This window comes from Micromonospora sp. NPDC003197 (assembly GCF_053590565.1).
In genome coordinates this window covers 141,361-156,319 of sequence record NZ_JBSFTE010000009.1, presented here as the reverse complement: position 1 = coordinate 156,319, position 14,959 = coordinate 141,361, and the positions used below count along the sequence as shown (strand labels likewise).

The 14,959-nt window shown below is 68.1% G+C and carries 15 protein-coding genes and 2 pseudogenes; 6 read left to right on the top strand and 11 right to left on the bottom strand.

Annotated elements, in window-relative coordinates:
• Positions 1-11: 11 nt before the first annotated feature.
• From ACWDV4_RS12765 to ACWDV4_RS12750, 4 genes are all read right to left on the bottom strand, one after another.
• Positions 12-2,096, bottom strand: coding sequence for a cytochrome c oxidase assembly protein (locus ACWDV4_RS12765; protein ID WP_449977569.1), 2,085 nt, complete (start codon positions 2,094-2,096; stop codon positions 12-14).
• The gene (locus ACWDV4_RS12760; protein ID WP_449977566.1) at positions 2,069-2,695 is read right to left on the bottom strand and encodes a copper resistance CopC family protein; all 627 of its coding nucleotides are present in this window, start codon (positions 2,693-2,695) and stop codon (positions 2,069-2,071) included. Before ACWDV4_RS12760 ends, ACWDV4_RS12765 begins: the two co-directional genes overlap by 28 nt.
• 94 nt (positions 2,696-2,789) lie before the next feature.
• The gene (locus ACWDV4_RS12755) at positions 2,790-4,022 is read right to left on the bottom strand and encodes a Dyp-type peroxidase (protein ID WP_449977563.1); all 1,233 of its coding nucleotides are present in this window, start codon (positions 4,020-4,022) and stop codon (positions 2,790-2,792) included.
• The gene (locus ACWDV4_RS12750; RefSeq protein ID WP_449977763.1) at positions 4,019-4,582 is read right to left on the bottom strand and encodes a copper chaperone PCu(A)C; all 564 of its coding nucleotides are present in this window, start codon (positions 4,580-4,582) and stop codon (positions 4,019-4,021) included. The genes ACWDV4_RS12755 and ACWDV4_RS12750 overlap by 4 nt, the downstream gene beginning before the upstream one ends.
• Positions 4,583-4,903: 321 nt before the next feature.
• Between ACWDV4_RS12750 and ACWDV4_RS12745 the strand changes: the two genes are divergently transcribed.
• A complete protein-coding gene (locus ACWDV4_RS12745) occupies positions 4,904-5,707 on the top strand; it encodes a helix-turn-helix domain-containing protein (RefSeq protein WP_449977560.1) in 804 nt (267 codons plus the stop codon).
• Entirely contained in the window at positions 5,698-5,889 is a 192-nt protein-coding gene (locus ACWDV4_RS12740; protein WP_449977558.1) for a DUF397 domain-containing protein, read from the top strand. Before ACWDV4_RS12745 ends, ACWDV4_RS12740 begins: the two co-directional genes overlap by 10 nt.
• An 83-nt stretch (positions 5,890-5,972) precedes the next feature.
• Here ACWDV4_RS12740 and ACWDV4_RS12735 read toward each other — a convergent pair.
• The 4 genes and pseudogenes from ACWDV4_RS12735 to ACWDV4_RS12720 all read right to left on the bottom strand — a co-directional run.
• Positions 5,973-6,179 (bottom strand): annotated as a pseudogene (locus ACWDV4_RS12735) (TY-Chap domain-containing protein); the annotation flags it as partial.
• An 88-nt stretch (positions 6,180-6,267) separates the two neighbouring features.
• Complete coding sequence (locus ACWDV4_RS12730; protein WP_449977555.1) at positions 6,268-6,735, bottom strand: DUF6301 family protein; 468 nt, start codon at positions 6,733-6,735, stop codon at positions 6,268-6,270.
• Positions 6,736-6,749: 14 nt separating this feature from the next.
• Positions 6,750-7,562 (bottom strand): hypothetical protein, encoded by an 813-nt coding sequence (locus tag ACWDV4_RS12725; protein WP_449977552.1) that lies wholly within the window; start codon positions 7,560-7,562, stop codon positions 6,750-6,752.
• Positions 7,563-7,915: 353 nt separating this feature from the next.
• Positions 7,916-8,299 carry a hypothetical protein gene (locus tag ACWDV4_RS12720; protein WP_449977549.1) on the bottom strand — a complete coding sequence of 128 codons (384 nt, stop codon included), beginning with the start codon at positions 8,297-8,299 and terminating at the stop codon, positions 7,916-7,918.
• Between the two features lie 301 nt (positions 8,300-8,600).
• On the opposite strand from ACWDV4_RS12720, the gene ACWDV4_RS12715 reads away from it, so the two are divergent.
• The 4 genes and pseudogenes from ACWDV4_RS12715 (at position 8,601) to ACWDV4_RS12700 (ending at position 11,019) form a co-directional block, all read left to right on the top strand.
• On the top strand, positions 8,601-9,164 hold the full coding sequence (locus ACWDV4_RS12715; protein WP_449977546.1) for an HAD domain-containing protein: 564 nt from the start codon (positions 8,601-8,603) through the stop codon (positions 9,162-9,164).
• A gap of 160 nt (positions 9,165-9,324) precedes the next feature.
• A pseudogene (locus ACWDV4_RS12710) lies at positions 9,325-9,690 on the top strand (DUF4232 domain-containing protein); the annotation flags it as partial.
• A 14-nt stretch (positions 9,691-9,704) separates the two neighbouring features.
• Positions 9,705-10,457 carry a DUF4232 domain-containing protein gene (locus tag ACWDV4_RS12705; RefSeq protein WP_449977543.1) on the top strand — a complete coding sequence of 251 codons (753 nt, stop codon included), beginning with the start codon at positions 9,705-9,707 and terminating at the stop codon, positions 10,455-10,457.
• A 34-nt stretch (positions 10,458-10,491) separates the two neighbouring features.
• Complete coding sequence (locus ACWDV4_RS12700; RefSeq protein WP_449977540.1) at positions 10,492-11,019, top strand: GNAT family N-acetyltransferase; 528 nt, start codon at positions 10,492-10,494, stop codon at positions 11,017-11,019.
• 28 nt (positions 11,020-11,047) lie between these two features.
• Here the strand turns inward: ACWDV4_RS12700 and ACWDV4_RS12695 are convergent, their stop codons facing one another.
• Genes ACWDV4_RS12695 through ACWDV4_RS12685 form a run of 3 tightly spaced genes read right to left on the bottom strand, consistent with a single transcriptional unit; the run spans position 11,048 to position 14,930 of the window.
• Positions 11,048-11,893: an alpha/beta fold hydrolase gene (locus ACWDV4_RS12695; protein ID WP_449977537.1), complete on the bottom strand. Its 846-nt coding sequence runs from the start codon at positions 11,891-11,893 to the stop codon at positions 11,048-11,050.
• A 42-nt stretch (positions 11,894-11,935) separates the two neighbouring features.
• Entirely contained in the window at positions 11,936-13,378 is a 1,443-nt protein-coding gene (locus ACWDV4_RS12690; RefSeq protein ID WP_449977535.1) for a class I adenylate-forming enzyme family protein, read from the bottom strand.
• Complete coding sequence (locus tag ACWDV4_RS12685) at positions 13,368-14,930, bottom strand: NAD(P)-binding domain-containing protein (RefSeq protein WP_449977533.1); 1,563 nt, start codon at positions 14,928-14,930, stop codon at positions 13,368-13,370. Before ACWDV4_RS12685 ends, ACWDV4_RS12690 begins: the two co-directional genes overlap by 11 nt.
• Between the last annotated feature and the right edge of the window lie 29 nt (positions 14,931-14,959).

The following is a 14,959-nucleotide window of genomic DNA, read 5'->3' as shown; positions in this document are numbered from 1 at the left end:
TCGGCCGGCGGTCAGCGCCGCTCGGCGGAGTCGCGTTCGGCGAGCCGGGCGAGCATGGCGTTGTACGCGGCCAGCGCCTCCTCCTCCCGCCCCTCGGCGGCGGCCCGGTCGGCAGCCCGGTCCAGTCGCCGCTGTTCCCGCTCATCCGCGCGGATCCACTGCACCAGGAGCGCACCGACCACGAACAGGGTGGGGATCTCCCCGAACGACCAGGCGATGCCGCCTGCGGTCCGCTGGTCCTCCAACGGGCTGGGCCCCCAGTCCCGGGGCAACGCGGTGAACCAGTCGGCGGCCAGCAGCGTGGTGGCCTGCATGATGGCGACCCCGAGGAAGGCGTGCAGGACCATCGCCAACAGCACCAGCACCATCCGCAGCGGTGGGGTGGGCCGTGGCCGAGGGGCCGGGTCGACACCGATCACGACCCAGAAGAACAGGTAGCCGGCCATGAAGAAGTGCAGCATCATCGCCAGGTGGGCGGCGTGTGAGCGCAGGGCGAACTCGTACAGCCCGGTGAAGTACATCAGGTACATGGCGGCGACGTAGTGGACCAGCGCGACTATCGGATGCGCCAACACCTTCACGATGCGCAGCCGCAGCGAACCCTGCAACCATTCGCGCGGCCCTGGCCAGGCCGGGTCGTCGGCCTTGCGGAACGCGCGTAGGGCGAGGGTGACCGGCCCGGAGAGGGCCAGCAGGATCGGTGCCAGCATCGCGACCAGGAGGTGCTGCCCCATGTGTACGGAGAAGAGCACCATTCCGTAGCGGGCCAGCCCGCTGGAGGTCGCCACCAGGAGCACCGCGCAGCCGCCGAGGAAGGCGAAGGTGCGGGCCGCCGGCCAGCGGTCTCCGCGTCGGTGCAGTCGCCACACCCCGGCCAGGTAGAGGCCGGCGGCCGCCAGTGCCGCGACGATGAACAGCGGATCGGGCAGCCAGTCACTGAGCACCGCGCCGACGCTCAACGGTCCCGGCATCGGGAAGCCGAGCAGCGTGGTAGCCAGGTCCTCCTCGACGAGTTCGCCGTTCGGGGTGGGGGTGCGGGACAGGGCGACCGCCGCGCCGATGGCGAGCCCGAACAGCCCGATCTCCACGGCAGTGACCCGGGCGAAGCGGCGACGGTCACCGTCGCGCAGCGCCGGGAGCGCCCGGAACCGTTGCCATCCGCCGACCACCGCCAGGACGGCGAGCAGTCCGGTCTTGACCAGGACGAGCTGGCCGTACCGGCTGGTGGCCAGGTCGGCGAGGCCGCCGGGCAGCCGGGTCAGGGCGGAGAGCAGGCCGGAGCCGGCGACCGCGATCAGGCACACCGTCGCCAGCACCGAGAACCGGCGTACGGCGGTGGCGAGATGCGCGGTGCCAGTGCTGATGCCAGCGCCCGCCCCGCTGCCTCGGTGGCCGGTCATCGCGAGGGCGAGCAGCCCACCCGCCCAGAGGGTCACCGGTACGACGTGCAGCAGCAGACTGGAGACGGCGAGTTGGTGGTTACCGGCCCCGGTGGTGTGCCCGGTGAAGACCGGCGGTACGACGGCGAGGAGCGCCAGCCCCAGTGCGATGGTGGCCCCGGTCGGGCGCAGGCTGACCCGGCAGGTCACGAAGACCGCGGCGGCGAGCACTGCGGAGAGGCCGAGCGCCTGGCCGAGGTTGACCGAGACCGCGAAGTTGATCAGCGCGGACAGGGTGGCCGCCTGGCTGACCGGCTGACCGAGCAGGTCGGAGAGGGTGTAGCCGAGGGTGAGCAGGGCCGACAGGCACCAGGCCAGCGCGGTCCAGCCGGCGGCCCGTAACCGCCGATAGCCCACCGCCGACAGGCCGCCCGCCTCCCGGGGCGACAGCAGGACCGCCGCCAACAGCAGCCCGACGGTCGCCACCGCGCAGACCTGGGTGCCGAGTCGGGCCGCCGGCAACGCCCAGGTGGTGACGATCCCGGGGTCGGGCAGGCCGGGCAGGTCCGCGCGGCTGATGCCGCCGCCGTACCAGAGCAGTGCGGTCGCGGCCAGGACCGCGCCGGCCAGACCCCCGATCGCGTACCACCAGGGGTGGGCGAGCCGGTTCGGTGGGGGAGCGGGCCGGGTCATCGGCGTGCGGGGCGTCGACGCCACAGCAGGTATCCGGTACCGGCGAGCAGCACGACCAGGGCAACCGTGCCAGCGGCGATCAGCCAACCGCTGACACCCCCGTTGTCGTCGCTGTCCGGGCCGGCTGCCTCGGCGATCCCGGCCGGGGTGGCCGGGGTGCTCGCTGCGGCGTTCGGCGACGGAGTGCTCCCCGACGCCTGGCCAACGGTGAACGGGTACGAGCCCTGCACCGGATGCCCGTCGGCGGAGACCACCCGATAGGCGACGGTGTAACCGCCGTCGGTCAGCGGCTCGGTGAAGGTCACGCTGCCCCGGGTGCCGGTGACCACTGGTTCGCTGGTGGCCACCCGCTGCCGGGCGGCGTCGGTGACCACGATCGTGGTGTAGGCCGGGTTCAGTGATTGTGCGAATTCGAGTACCACCTCGGTGGGCGGGGCGGTGAGCGTGGCCTCCCGTTCCGGGGTCGCCGAGCGCAGCGAGTTGTGCGCGGCGGCCGGTCCGGCCGGCAGCAGCACGACGGATGCGGCGACGATTACCGCGACGAGGATGACGCCGAGTACGGCGATCGGCGCGGCACCGGCCGCGCGACGCAGCCGTACGGGCAGTGGCGGTGAGGTGGGCATCTGCGGGCGACTCCAAAGTCAGATGACGGCAGCGGGCTGTCGGGTGACGGGCAGGTCGGACGGTGGGCTGGGTCGGACGGTGGGCTGGTCCGGCTCAGGTGAGGAGCTGTTCGCCGATCCAGCCGCCCAGGGCACACCCGGGCGGGATGGCGAAGACGGCCGAGCCGATCGGGGTGGTCCACTCGTTCAGCAGGTCCCGTTCGGCCAACCGGCGCTGGATCGGCAGGAACTGCCGCTCGATGTCGGCCTGGTACGACGCGAAGATCAGGCCACTGTCGGACCGACCGTCGGCGTCCGGCACCCCGTCGTAGTTGTAGGTCCGGCGTAGGATGCGCAGCCGGTCGTCGGTGACGTGGGCCCGCGCGACGTGGGAGAAGTCGGGGATGACGGTGAACCCGTGCTCGTCGGTGGCGGTGAAGTCCGGTGGATCGTGCTCGGCCTGCCCGGTGAGCGGGGCACCGGTGTCGAGCCGCCGGCCCAGCGCCTGTTCCTTGTCCGTACGACCGAGCAGGTCCCAGGTCTCCAGTTCGGTGGTGATCCGGCGGAGCACCAGGGTGGTGCCGTTCCGCAGCCAGGACGGGTCGTCCGACACCCAGACCGCCTGCTCGAACGCGTCGGTGCCGAGCTTCGGGTTGGTGGTGCCGTCCAACTGTCCGAGCAGGTTGTGCTGGGTGGCTGTCTCGCCCTGTACGCCCCGGCTGCGCCGGAAGCCGAGCTGGGTCCAGCGGACGGTGCCGAAGGGTCGGGCGTCCTTGACCAGCATCCGTTGGGCGTGCGCCACGGTGACCGGGTCGTCGGCGCAGATCTGGATCAGCAGGTCGCCACCGGACCAGCGCGGTTGCAGCCGGTCGATGCCGAACGACGGCAGGTCGGCCACGGACGCCGGCCGGCGCTGGTCGAGCCCGGCGGCGCGGTAGAACCCGGGACCGAAACCGAAGGTGACGGTGAGCCGGGCCGGCAGCAGGGCCAGTTCCTGCTCGGTGTCGGCCAGGGCGGGTTGCCCCTGGGTCAACCGGGCGGCATCGTCGGTGAGCAGCCGCATCAGCCGGACCAGGGCCGCCCGGTCGGTCTTCGGACGCAGCGTGAACGCGACGAACGAGGCGTGCGCCTGCGGCGCGGTGGCGATCCCGGCCTGCCGGGGGCCGTGGAACGGCTCGATAGCCGTACCGATGGTGGTGTCTGCGGTGACCGGGGTCGGTGCCGGCTGCGCCGGGTCCCGGGTGAGTGTCGCGCCGACCGCGCCACCGAGGACGGCCCCGCCGGCCACGGCGCCGCTGGTGAGCAGATGACGTCGGTTCAGTCGACGGGGTGACCGCTGGTCGGTCATGCCGGGTGGCTTTCGTGTGTGCCGGGGGCGTAGCTTTCCTGCGCGCCCGCGAACGGCTTGGCGACGGCCGTGAACGGGATGCTGCCGCCGTCGGCCAGGGTCAGGGTGATGGTCACCTCGTCACCGGCCTGGACCGGCTTGGCGAGCTTCATCAGCATCAGATGGTCGCCGCCCGGCTCCAGCGGGTGACTGCTCTTCGCCTTGATGGTGAGCCCGCCGGTTTTCTGCCGCATGACCATCTTGCCGGATTCCATCGCCATCTCGTGCAGTTCGATGGGGGAGAGTGGGGAAGTGGCACCGGTGATCGTGATGTCCGCCGGGCCGTTGTTGACCAGGGTGCCGAAGACGGCCGTCATGCCGGTGTCGGCGGCCTTCGCCCACGGATCCCGTACGGTGACGCCGCTGGTCGCCGCGCTCGTCGAGGCGGTCGCACTGGGCTGGGTGTTCGACGGCGGGTCCTCCGTGCCGCAGCCGCCGACGCCGCCGACGGCCAGGGCGGCGACCACCGCCAGAGTCGTACGGGCGACGGCTGCCCGGCGGGTGACCAGGTGCGACACGATGCTCTCCGTTCCTTGCAGGGGACGTGCTGCCTGTTGGTCGGCCCGAGCGGCGGGGAAGTTCCCGACGAGACGAGGTTCACCCGGTCGGGGGCTCATCTCACCGCCACGGAATCCGCACCCCGATAAGCGCGAGCAACGGACCGATGCCGTTTTGTGCGGCAATTAGAGATCATTTTTTGCGAGCCGTCGCGAATATCGGCAGGCGCCGCGATTGATTGATGCATTTCGGTGCCCGCAGCACTACTGTCCGATGTGTAGGTGTCGCCACCAGCGCGTTTGTAGATCTCTAGCGTCGGTCTGCCAGTTGTCCGGAGGTTGTCCGTGAATAAGTCGCCCATGCTCGAACTCTTCGGTGAAGAATTGAAGGTTGCCCGTGGGGCTGCGGGAATGTCGCAGATCCAACTCGCCGAAGCCATCAACTATTCGAGTGGCATGGTGGCGAAGGTGGAGACGGGGGACCGTCGTCCCAGTCCCGACTTCGCGCGGCGTTGCGACGTGGTGCTCGGCACCAACGGCGTCTTCGCGCGGATCCAGCGGCGGCTCAGCCGGGACAGCGTGGTGCCCTGGTTCCGGGAGTGGGTCGGCATCGAACAGGAGGCCCTGGCGCTGCGCTGGTTCGAGTCGATGTTCGTGCCGGGTCTGTTGCAGACCGAGGCCTACATGCGCACCATCCTCTCCGGGGTCGGACTGCTCTCCGACGAGGAGGTCGAGCAGCAGGTCGCGACGCGGATCGAGCGGCAGGAGATCCTCACCCGGGCGAAGCCGCCGGTGCTCACCGTGGTCATCGATGAGTTCGTGCTGCGGCGCTGCGTCGGCGGGCCGGACGTGATGCGCGAACAGTTGCGCCACCTGGTCAAGCTCGGCGAGTCGCTGCCCCGGGTGCGCATCCACGTCGCGCCGTGGTCGGCCGGGGTCTATCCCGGGCTCAACGGGCCGTTCGTGATCGCCACCTCGCCGGTCGGAGAGGATACCGTCTATGTGGAGGGTCAGCTCCACGGTCAGACCTTCGACCGCCGGGACGATGTGCAACTGGCGATCCAACTGTGGGAGACCATCCGGAGCCTGGCCCTGTCACACCAGCAGTCCCTTGAGTTGATGGCAGAGGTGGCAGAGACATGGACCTGACCGGCGCACGGTGGCGCAAGAGCACGCGGAGCAACGGCAGCGGTGGGGCCTGCGTGGAGGTGGCCGACAACCTGTCGGATGTGGTCGGCGTACGGGACAGCAAGGACCGTACCGGCCCGGTGCTGGTCTTCGGCCCCGCCGCCTGGCGGGCCTTTGTCGCGGACGTAGCCACCCGCGACTGAGCCTCGACCTTCGGGTACGCCCCTACACCGGTCGCGTCGGGCACACTCTTCTGCGGCGACCGCGTGGGGCGTACCCGGCGGACTCACTCAGTTTCGGGCAGCCCCAGCGACGGAAGGAGTAGGGGGAAGTTGCCCATCTGGGCGATCCAGCCCTTGTATGACAGGTTGCTCGGGCCGGCGATCCGGAATCCGTCACGTAGCCCGGTAACTGCCATGGCCGCAACTCGACGATAGTCCTCCTGGCGGACGGGCCACTCGCACTCCACCCACCAGTTGTCGACGTGGCAGCCGGATGGTTTTCGCTGATGACCAGGTACGAGGTGTCAGGCACAGTCCAGAGTTCCATCGCCAGGTTCTCGGCCAGATCAGCCCAGCCGGTCACAGCAAACCCTGTTCTTCCAGCTCGATGTTGCGGTCGTCCGCGGCGAGCCGCGCATTGGTTACCAAGGCCACCCACACCGAAGCCGTGAGCCGATTCAGCAGTAGGGTGGTTTCCGGTCCTGCCCACCGGAGTTGGGCAGGAGGTCCCGACTGCGCTGCGGTGGGGACACCGAACTTCTCGCTCATGGCTTCGGCCACGGCCTCGAAGGCTTCGGCTACTCGGTGTTGGGTTGCTGCGTCGGCGAAGTCGGTGACCTGCACCTCGATGCGTACCACCTGGCCGTTCTTGGCTTGGATGTTGCCACTGTCCGGGCCGAGCCCGGTGTCGAGAATGAGGCGTCGCGGCCTGCTCGAAATCGTGTCCCAACCGAATGCCGTGGAAATCTTTGGTGCGTCCACCATCTGCCAGGACCAGTCCAGTGCACGTAGTCGCGTTGCCACCTCGACCACGTCTGCCGGCGGCATCGTCCGCCACGGCCTCACTTGTCTGCCCTCCCGGGTGCGTTGGTGTCGTTGTCGAGTAGTGCGAGCCCGCTCGCCGGTCGAACGAGGACGCCCTCCTCATCCCAGTGCCGGTCCAGCAGCAGCCGCTGCTGACGGTCGTAGCACGCTTCGCGACTGATCCGGCCGTCGGGCCGGTATTCGTACCAGCAGCCGATTGGGCCGTTCGCATCGGCAACCCCTTTGCGACGTTCCCGCCCCTGGTCGTATTCCACGGACAGTCCGTTGGGATAGCCGTCCCGGTAGTCCTGGAACCGGGCCAGTACGCCATTCGCCCGGGTCTCCAGACGTCCGGTGAACGGGCTGCCGCGATGGTGGAGCCGCCCGCTCACCTCGTCCCGGATGAGCTCGTCATCGGTCGTCGCGATCCGTGGTAGCTCGTCCGCAGGCGGAGGTATGCAGCTGCCGCCGGCGACAAGCTCGCCGGTTTCGTTCCATTCCTGTCGGAGTCTGAGGGCACCACCCGCATCGAAGACGCGCTCGTGCTTCAGGCTGCCGTTCTGATACCAGTCCAGCCAGAGTCCGATGGGGCGGTTACGCTCGACCAGACCGGCGTCGCGGCGGGCGCCGTCACCGTGCCAGCCGAGCTCGGGACCGTTGGAGTAACCGTCAACAAACCACTCAAGGTGGATGATCGGCCCTCCGTCGTAGAAGTACGTGACGGTCTGACCGGTGAACGGTCGGCCCGCATGCCACATAACGTCGTATTCGAGACGAGCATCATTCCGCTTGACCGCGCCCTGGAGCACGGGTTTCGCAAGGGCAGCAGCGTCGAAGTCCTCGACGAGCACGCCTGTATCGTCCCAACGTTTGCGATGTCGAAGCCCTCCGCTGGGGTCGAACACGTCCTCTTGGACGAGTTGATCTTCCGCCGACCAGTATCGCCAGACGTCAACCTTGCGACCGCCACCGAAGACGCCTGAGTATCGTTGGGTGCCGTTCGGGTGCCAGCCGTGGCAGGATCCTTCGCGATAGCCACCCTCGTACGAGATCGTCTCGATCTCGGTTATGTTGGAAAGCGACTCACTGGTTTCCCCAGTAAACGGCTCGCCGCGATAGAAAAGTCGGTCTCCGACCGTACTGAACTCCGAGTCATCTACATCCACCAACAACACAAACTTGTCCTTCCGGATAGTTCCGGTTGTCAGAAGTAGGCCAGAAACGCTGCATCGAAAGCGGGGTCCGTATCATCGAACGCGGGTGGAGCGTAGTCGTGCCCGCGAATGTGTCCGACGAACTCGGCAGGTAGTGTCAGCGGCTGCTCAGCCAGATATTTCATCGAATCCTCGCGCCAGACCCATATCCCGTCGGAATACAGCGATGATCCGCCCTGGATCCACTCGCCGTCGGCGAAGAGATCGGGCACCGACCCCATCGCATCGAGCACAGCCCGCACGCTGTGCATGTAGTCCAGGACCCGGGCTCGGTCCGGCTCCGTCACTCCGGTTTCCGCTGTCCACAGCGAGGGCAGGTCCTGATACCGGTCCAGATACATTTCCCGGTACATCACCACCGGCTTCAAGTCCATGTATCTGCCTCGTTTCCATCATGCTCATCGAAGTCTGCCGGGCCGCCATGCTACGGCACTGGTCCCCGCCTAGTGGCGTCTGGCCGGAAGGTGCCCAGGCGGGCGTCGTACTTCGATCCTTGGTGCATTGCCACCGGCTTCAAGTCCCTGCGTCGGCCTTGTCTTTATCGGTTGACTATGGCCGCACCAAGAGTCTCGACCTATGTCGATTTCACCCCTGCTTTGACGCCGCCGACCAGCACGGTCACGATGAAAATGGCTCATGGTGTGCCCATGGGCGATGGGCACACGATACGGTTCGATGGTGATTCCCGGCCTTGCCAACCGCTTCTTGATTTTCCTTGATGTGGACGGGCCGTTGATCCCGTTCAAAGCCCGGCCGGTTGGCCGGACACGTACCTCGGTCGGTTCCGTCGTGCCGCCGCTGAGCGATACCGGCAAGCCTCTGCTGGACCGACTCGATCCGGATGACGGGCGCAGGCTCTTGGCGTTGGGCGGCCAGTTGGTCTGGGCGACGACCTGGATGGCGGAGGCGAACGAGGTCATCTCGCCACGGCTCGGGCTTCCGCACCTGCCCGTCGTCGAGTGGTCGGACGACGATGAGGAGCCGAAGCACGGTCTGCACTGGAAAACCCCTGTTCTCATTCAACGGGCGGCGGGCCGCCCATTCGTCTGGCTGGACGACGAGCTGACGGACGTCGACCGGCAATGGGTCGTCGCGCACCACCCGGGGCGGGCGCTGCTGCATCGGGTTGACCCGTACGTGGGCCTGACTGAAGCGGACTTCTCCGCAGTGGGGAGCTGGCTCAGGCAGGGGTTGTCACGGCTTGATCAGAGCGCTCATGCGCTTGAGCTGGGCCGGTAATGGTGCCAATCTGTGCGATGTGCGCTTCATCGACGGGCGCGGTGGGCGTGAGGTGAACGTCCGCTGTGGAGTTCGCGGCCGCGCGTGGCCGGCAGATCGGCCGGCTGAACCCAGGCCCGATGTCGCCCGTTCTGCTCTGTAGACAACACTGAGGAGAAACATGAAATGGCATCGGAGGATTGCTGCGCCGATAGTCGCGGTGCTGTGCGCAGCGGTGATCAACGCGCCCGGGTCGGCAAGTGCCTCGGGAGCATGTCAACCAGCCTCGTTGAAAATCACGATCAAGTCTGATCACGCGTCAAACTGGCCGCGCGAGAAGCTTGGTCCGTACTCGTACGTCCGACTGGATGTCGTCAATGCCGGCGCTGGGGAATGTGTCCTGCCCAGCGATCCGCAGATCCAGCTGTTCGGGCCGAACGAGGCGCTCCAGGGTCCCAGTTGGCAGCTTCCGAAGCCTACACCGACAGGCTCCCTGAAGCTTGCTGCGGGCGGCCGCGCATACGGGGGGATCCGGTACCACGAGCCGTCCGGACTCAGTTCGTGGTCGCCAACCTGGGCAGTGGTCACCTTTGCCGGCGTAGACGGATGGGTATTCGTGCCATGGCCCGTGGGCGTGATGAGTCGCGACTACAACCGCGAGGAGCGGACCACAGCAGTCTTTCCCTTCCGGGCAGTGGGGTGATCAGCATGATGAGCACGCGAATTGCTGCAGTCGTTGCGGGCGTGGCGCTGGTGCTGGTCGCGGGATGTACGTCGGCACAGCCAGAGCCGAGGGACGCTACCAGCGCAGGAGGCGCACAGGCCGGAGTGGTGTCGTGCGCGGCGGCAGAGATGAAGATGCGGCAGGTACCCGACTCTGACGCTCGCCGCCACGACTCCGGTGCCTTCGAAGGCGTGACGTTGGCGGTGACCAACACCGGTGACCGCCCCTGTGCTTTGTCCGGCTACCTCGACCTCGCCATCAGCGATCGCTCCGGTAAGCCCGTCCAACTGGATGGTGGCCCGGTGCGGCACTACGGCAGGTTCGCGCCCGACCCCGGCTCGCGACAGCTCGTCATCAATCCTGGTAGCGCCGCCTACACCGAACTCGCTTTCGATGACAGCGGGTCGGCACGTTCGGGCTTCCAACTGACCTTCAAACTGCCCGGCGGGCACGGTGACCTGAAACCACCAATCGACGTTGGCACGGGCATGGTCCCGGACTTCACCATTACCGCGTTGACTGATCGTCCCTTGCTGCTGCCTACCGAACCCTTCAACGAGGAGGGCTACAGCCAGGCGAAGCTGGACTGATCGCATCCGTCCCCGGGGCGGGTATCCTCGGCGCGTGCCCGAGTTGGTCGCACCTACCGTCCGCTTGCACAACGCCTGGCTCGAAGCGCATACGGAGTGGGGGCCCGGATTACACGAGGACGGCTTCGGACTGATCCCGTCCGACAACGTGGACTCGCCAGCTGGGTTCGCGGCCTGGGTGGCGAGGCTCGCGGGCGGGTCGGATCCGACGGAGACGATCGACGTCGGCAAACGTCGGTGTAGCTATCGATGGATCGTCGAAGACGATCGCGTGCTCGGCGGGATCGCACTACGGCACCATAGCGACGACTTCGTTCTGTGGGCCGGCCACATCGGTTACGGCATCCGCCCGTCCGCGCGCCGGCGCGGGCTGGCCGTCTGGGCGCTCGGTCAGATGCTCCACGAGGCGCGAGCGTTAGGCATGGACCGGCTGCTGGCCGTCTGTGCGGTCGACAATGTCGCCTCAGCGAGGACGATCGAGCGCTGCGGTGGAATCTTCGAGAGTGTCCAGGACACCAGGTTCGGTCCCGCCCGGCGCTATTGGTTCGAGCTTTCGCGATAGGGGAGGGGCTGACGAGCGCCCTGACAGGTCAGCTGTGCAGGAAGGTCAGGACGGTTTCGGTCTGGCCGAGGATGGCATGCCCGACCCCGGGCAGGAGTTTCACGGTCGCGTGTGGGACGCAGCGGCGTACACGTTGGATGGTCTCCGCCGAGTCGAACATCGCGTCCCGGTCGCCGGCCATCACCAGTACGGGCATGGTCAGCCGGCCCAGTGCCTTGTCGGAGAAGATCGGCAGCCGCTCGGTGCGGGGTTTGAAGTGGGTGAAGGTCAGCGTCACGGCGTCGAGGGCGGCTCGGAACTGCGGTGCGGACAGGCCGGCCACGGCGGCGACCGACCGCCGTTTCCCCCACTGGCCGAGCGGTTGCAGGAGCAGGTGCGTGACCAGCCAGCCCAGCTTCTGTCGGCCGACGCCGCCGGGGCACAACAGGGCCAGGCGAGTGACCCGGTCCGGCCGGCGGGTGGCGTAGTCCAGCGCCATCCAGCCACCCAGCGAGGTGCCGACGATGGAGACGTCCGTGACGCCGGAGCCCGCCAGCACGTCGTCCAGCCATCGCACGTACGCCTCGGAGTCCAGCGGCGGGCGGGACGGTGCACTCAGGCCGGGCTCGCCGATGAGGTCGAGAGCGTAGACGCGGAAGTGTCGCGACCAGGAGGTGATGTCGCCCTGCCACATCGCCGTGTTCGCCCCCGAGCCGTGCAGCAGCAGGAGCGGCGGTGCGTCGGCCGGGCCGGAGACGACGACGAAGGTCTCGCCCTGCCGGGTCGGCACCCGTACGTGCTCAGCCGGGACCGGCCAGGTGCCCAGCGCCTCCCGGTAGCGCCGCTGAATCTCACGCTGACCGGCCTCGGACTTGTAGATCGACAGATCAGTCATGGCGCAGACCCTAACATTCCCTATAGGAACGCAGATAGGGAGTTATAGGGGAGGTTGCGTTCGGACTGTCAGTGCGCGCTTGTCCGGCTTACCGCTCGGCCCCACCGGAACCCGATCGATCGGCCGAATCGTCTGCGGGGCTGCGGCCTCTCCCAGCGCCTCCACCACCAGAGCACGCAGGCGTACGGCATCTAAACAGTGACCGGGAGTCGGCACCACGTACGCGTGCACCGCCTCCCCGGTGACGTCATCGGGGAGGCCGATGACGTATGCCTCCGCGACCTCAGGGTCAGCGGCGAGAACTCGTTCGATCGGACCGGCGTACACCACGTTGGCGTTGACGATGATGATGTCTCGTACCCGGCCCAGCAGGTGCAGGTAGCCGTCGGTGTCCAGTCGGGCCAGGTCGCGGGTGCGTACCCAGCCGTCGGCGAAGACGTCGGCGGTTTCGGCCGGGTCCGCCCAGTAGGCGGTGGCTTGTGCCGGTGTCCGCACAAAGAGCTCACCCTGGGTGGCGGGGCGGCCTGCCGCGTCCCGAATGGACAGATCGGTGACGGCGGGCGGTCGGCCCACCGAGGAAAGCGCGGCCGGAGACGCCAGCATCTCGGCCGGGGTCATCATCGTGATCATGCCGGTTTCGGTCTGGCCGTAGCCGTGGAAGATCACTGGGCCGAGCACATCGAGCGCTTCGGCGAGCCGGCTCGGCGTGAGCGGGGAGCCGGAGACCATGAGGGCCCGCAGACTGCTCAAGTCGGCCGGGTCCGTGCGCTGGTCGTGGACGAGTTGTTGCAGCTTGCCGACGGTGATCACACTTGCGGTCGCTCGGTGCCGGGCGAGCATGTCGGGAAAACCCGGGGGGCGGGCGGCGACGAGAGTGCCGCCTGCGGTCAGGGTGAGGATGCCGTACTCCAGCATCACCTGGCTGCTCAGCGAGCCGAAGACGAGATAGCGTTGCAGTCGCGTGGCGAGGTCGGCGATCGCGGGAGGCCAGCGGTTCGGGTACGGGGCCCAGGCCGCGCTCATCGCCGCGTACGTCTGGACGCAGCCCTTGGGGTTGCCGGTGCTGCCGCTGGTCCAGATGATCCGCGCGGCATCGCTCGGACGCCCGGCGGCGACCAGCGTGCTTCCGTCGTCGGGGGTCTGCACCAGTTCGGCGAGGCGCGCGTCGTCGACGAGCAGTGCCTGGTCACTGCCGAGCAGGTGGGTGAGGTGCGCCGGCGGCAGGTCGGTGCGGATCCCGGAGACCCGGGCACCGACGGCGAACGCGGCGATGGTCGCTGCGAAGGCCTCCGGGGTGATGCCGAGCCGCAGCGCCACCCCGGTACCGGGTCGGACCCCGGCGGCGCGCAGCCCGGCGGCGACGCGGCGGACCAGCCCGGACATCTCGGCGGCGCGGACCACCCGGTCGCCGTCCTCGAAGACCGGCCGGTCACCGCCGGTGGCGAGCAGGTCCAGCAGGGGTTGCGGCCAGACCTCAGTCGGCATCGGACAGGACGCCCTTGATGAAGTGCGCGAGTGGCTGTTGGTGCACGGCGGGCAGGTTCCAGTCGTTCTCCAGGTTCTCCGCCAGGTGGTGGGTGGCGACGACCCGGCCGCCCCGGTGGACCCGTACGACGGGGTGCAGGTAGCTGGCGTCGTGGGCGTGCGCGGCGTCGTTCTCGGCGATCCGGGGGATCGTGACGTCGAAGGGGTCGACCTGGTCGTGGTCCGGGCCGTACTCCAGGGTGATCACGAAGGCGAACGGCTCGGGGCCGAGGCCGCCGTCGCGCAGGTAGCTGACCGGCACTTCCTCGTGATAGAGCGCGGCGTCGCCGGCGATGGTGACGACGTCGCCGAGGACGGCGAACTGCTGCCACAGCGCCGAGGTCCGGTTGATCCGGGCGATGATCGCGTCGGTGATCGCCTCCGGGGTGCCGTCGAGTGCGGTGGACGGCCACGGGGTGTCGTGGTGGCGGGCGTTCAGGATCCGGTGTAGGGCACGCACGCCGTACCGGAAACCGTGGATGAATCCGCTGGTCGAGCGCTTGAAGTCGCGTTGCTGCGTGAGTGTGCCGGCGAAGTACAGGCCGGGTACGTTCACCGACTCGTACGCCGAGGTCTGCTCGGGAAAGCGGTCGTTGATGACCAGGCGCGGCCTGGCTGACGGGTCGAAGATGCTCGCGTCGAACCGGAAGCCGGTGCAGAGGATGACCCGGTCGTAGTCGATCTGCCGGATGGACTCGACGGACCGGGCGTACCGGAAGTCGATCCGGTAGCCGCCGTCGTCGCGTCGGGCAATCCGTTCGACGGTGCCGTCGAGCACCGCGTTCTGCGACTTGAGCTGGTACGTGTCCAGGAAGTTGTTGTTCACCGCGCGCAGGTGTCCGACATAGTGCGACTGCCAGGCCATCTTGATCGAGTGTGGGCCGGCGACATGGATGACCGCAGCGGTCTCGACAAGGGCGTCGGCGGTCTCGAAGGCCGAGTTGCCCTTGCCGACAATGAGGACGCGCTGGTTGGTGAAGTCGTCCGGATCGACGCTGACGGTGTCGTACCGCTCGGCGAGCGCCGCGCCCTCGATCGGCGGAACGTACAGCTGGGAGACGCCGGTGGCGACGATGACCCGGCGGGCGGTCACGGTGTCGCCGTCGCCGTCGCCGTCGGTGCTGGCGGTGATGGTGAACAGTTCGCCGTCCCGCGCGACCTGGGTGACCGTGGTGCCGTACCTGATCCGCAGGCCGTGGGCGAAGTCAGCGAGGTATCGCACCAGGTCGCCCGCGTCCGGGAAGTAACGCTGACTGTAGTTCTTGAACAGCAGCGCTGAGTCGTCGGTGAGCAGCGAGTTCCAGTCCGCGCGCAGGTTGAACTCCGGATCGTCGGAACCGGTCCAGATCTTGTTGATCGAGATCAGCTGCCGATGCCGCGGATAGGTGGTGAAGAACGTGCCCGGTGCCGGGCCGGCCTCCAGGACCAGATAGTCGCGACCGTCGCGCTCCAGCAGGGCGGCGAGCTGGAGCCCGGCCGGTCCGGCTCCGATGATCAGGTAGTCGAGCGTCATGCGGCGAAAACCTAACGGCCTGATCTCAG

Coding starts and splice junctions, on each gene's coding strand:
- ACWDV4_RS12760 (WP_449977566.1), bottom strand. CDS start 2,695: ATGCCCACCTCACCGCCACTGCCCGTACGGCTGCGTCGCGCGGCCGGT.
- ACWDV4_RS12755 (WP_449977563.1), bottom strand. CDS start 4,022: ATGACCGACCAGCGGTCACCCCGTCGACTGAACCGACGTCATCTGCTC.
- ACWDV4_RS12740 (WP_449977558.1), top strand. CDS start 5,698: ATGGACCTGACCGGCGCACGGTGGCGCAAGAGCACGCGGAGCAACGGC.
- ACWDV4_RS12730 (WP_449977555.1), bottom strand. CDS start 6,735: ATGCCGCCGGCAGACGTGGTCGAGGTGGCAACGCGACTACGTGCACTG.
- ACWDV4_RS12720 (WP_449977549.1), bottom strand. CDS start 8,299: ATGGACTTGAAGCCGGTGGTGATGTACCGGGAAATGTATCTGGACCGG.
- ACWDV4_RS12715 (WP_449977546.1), top strand. CDS start 8,601: ATGGTGATTCCCGGCCTTGCCAACCGCTTCTTGATTTTCCTTGATGTG.
- ACWDV4_RS12695 (WP_449977537.1), bottom strand. CDS start 11,893: ATGACTGATCTGTCGATCTACAAGTCCGAGGCCGGTCAGCGTGAGATT.
- ACWDV4_RS12690 (WP_449977535.1), bottom strand. CDS start 13,378: ATGCCGACTGAGGTCTGGCCGCAACCCCTGCTGGACCTGCTCGCCACC.
- ACWDV4_RS12685 (WP_449977533.1), bottom strand. CDS start 14,930: ATGACGCTCGACTACCTGATCATCGGAGCCGGACCGGCCGGGCTCCAG.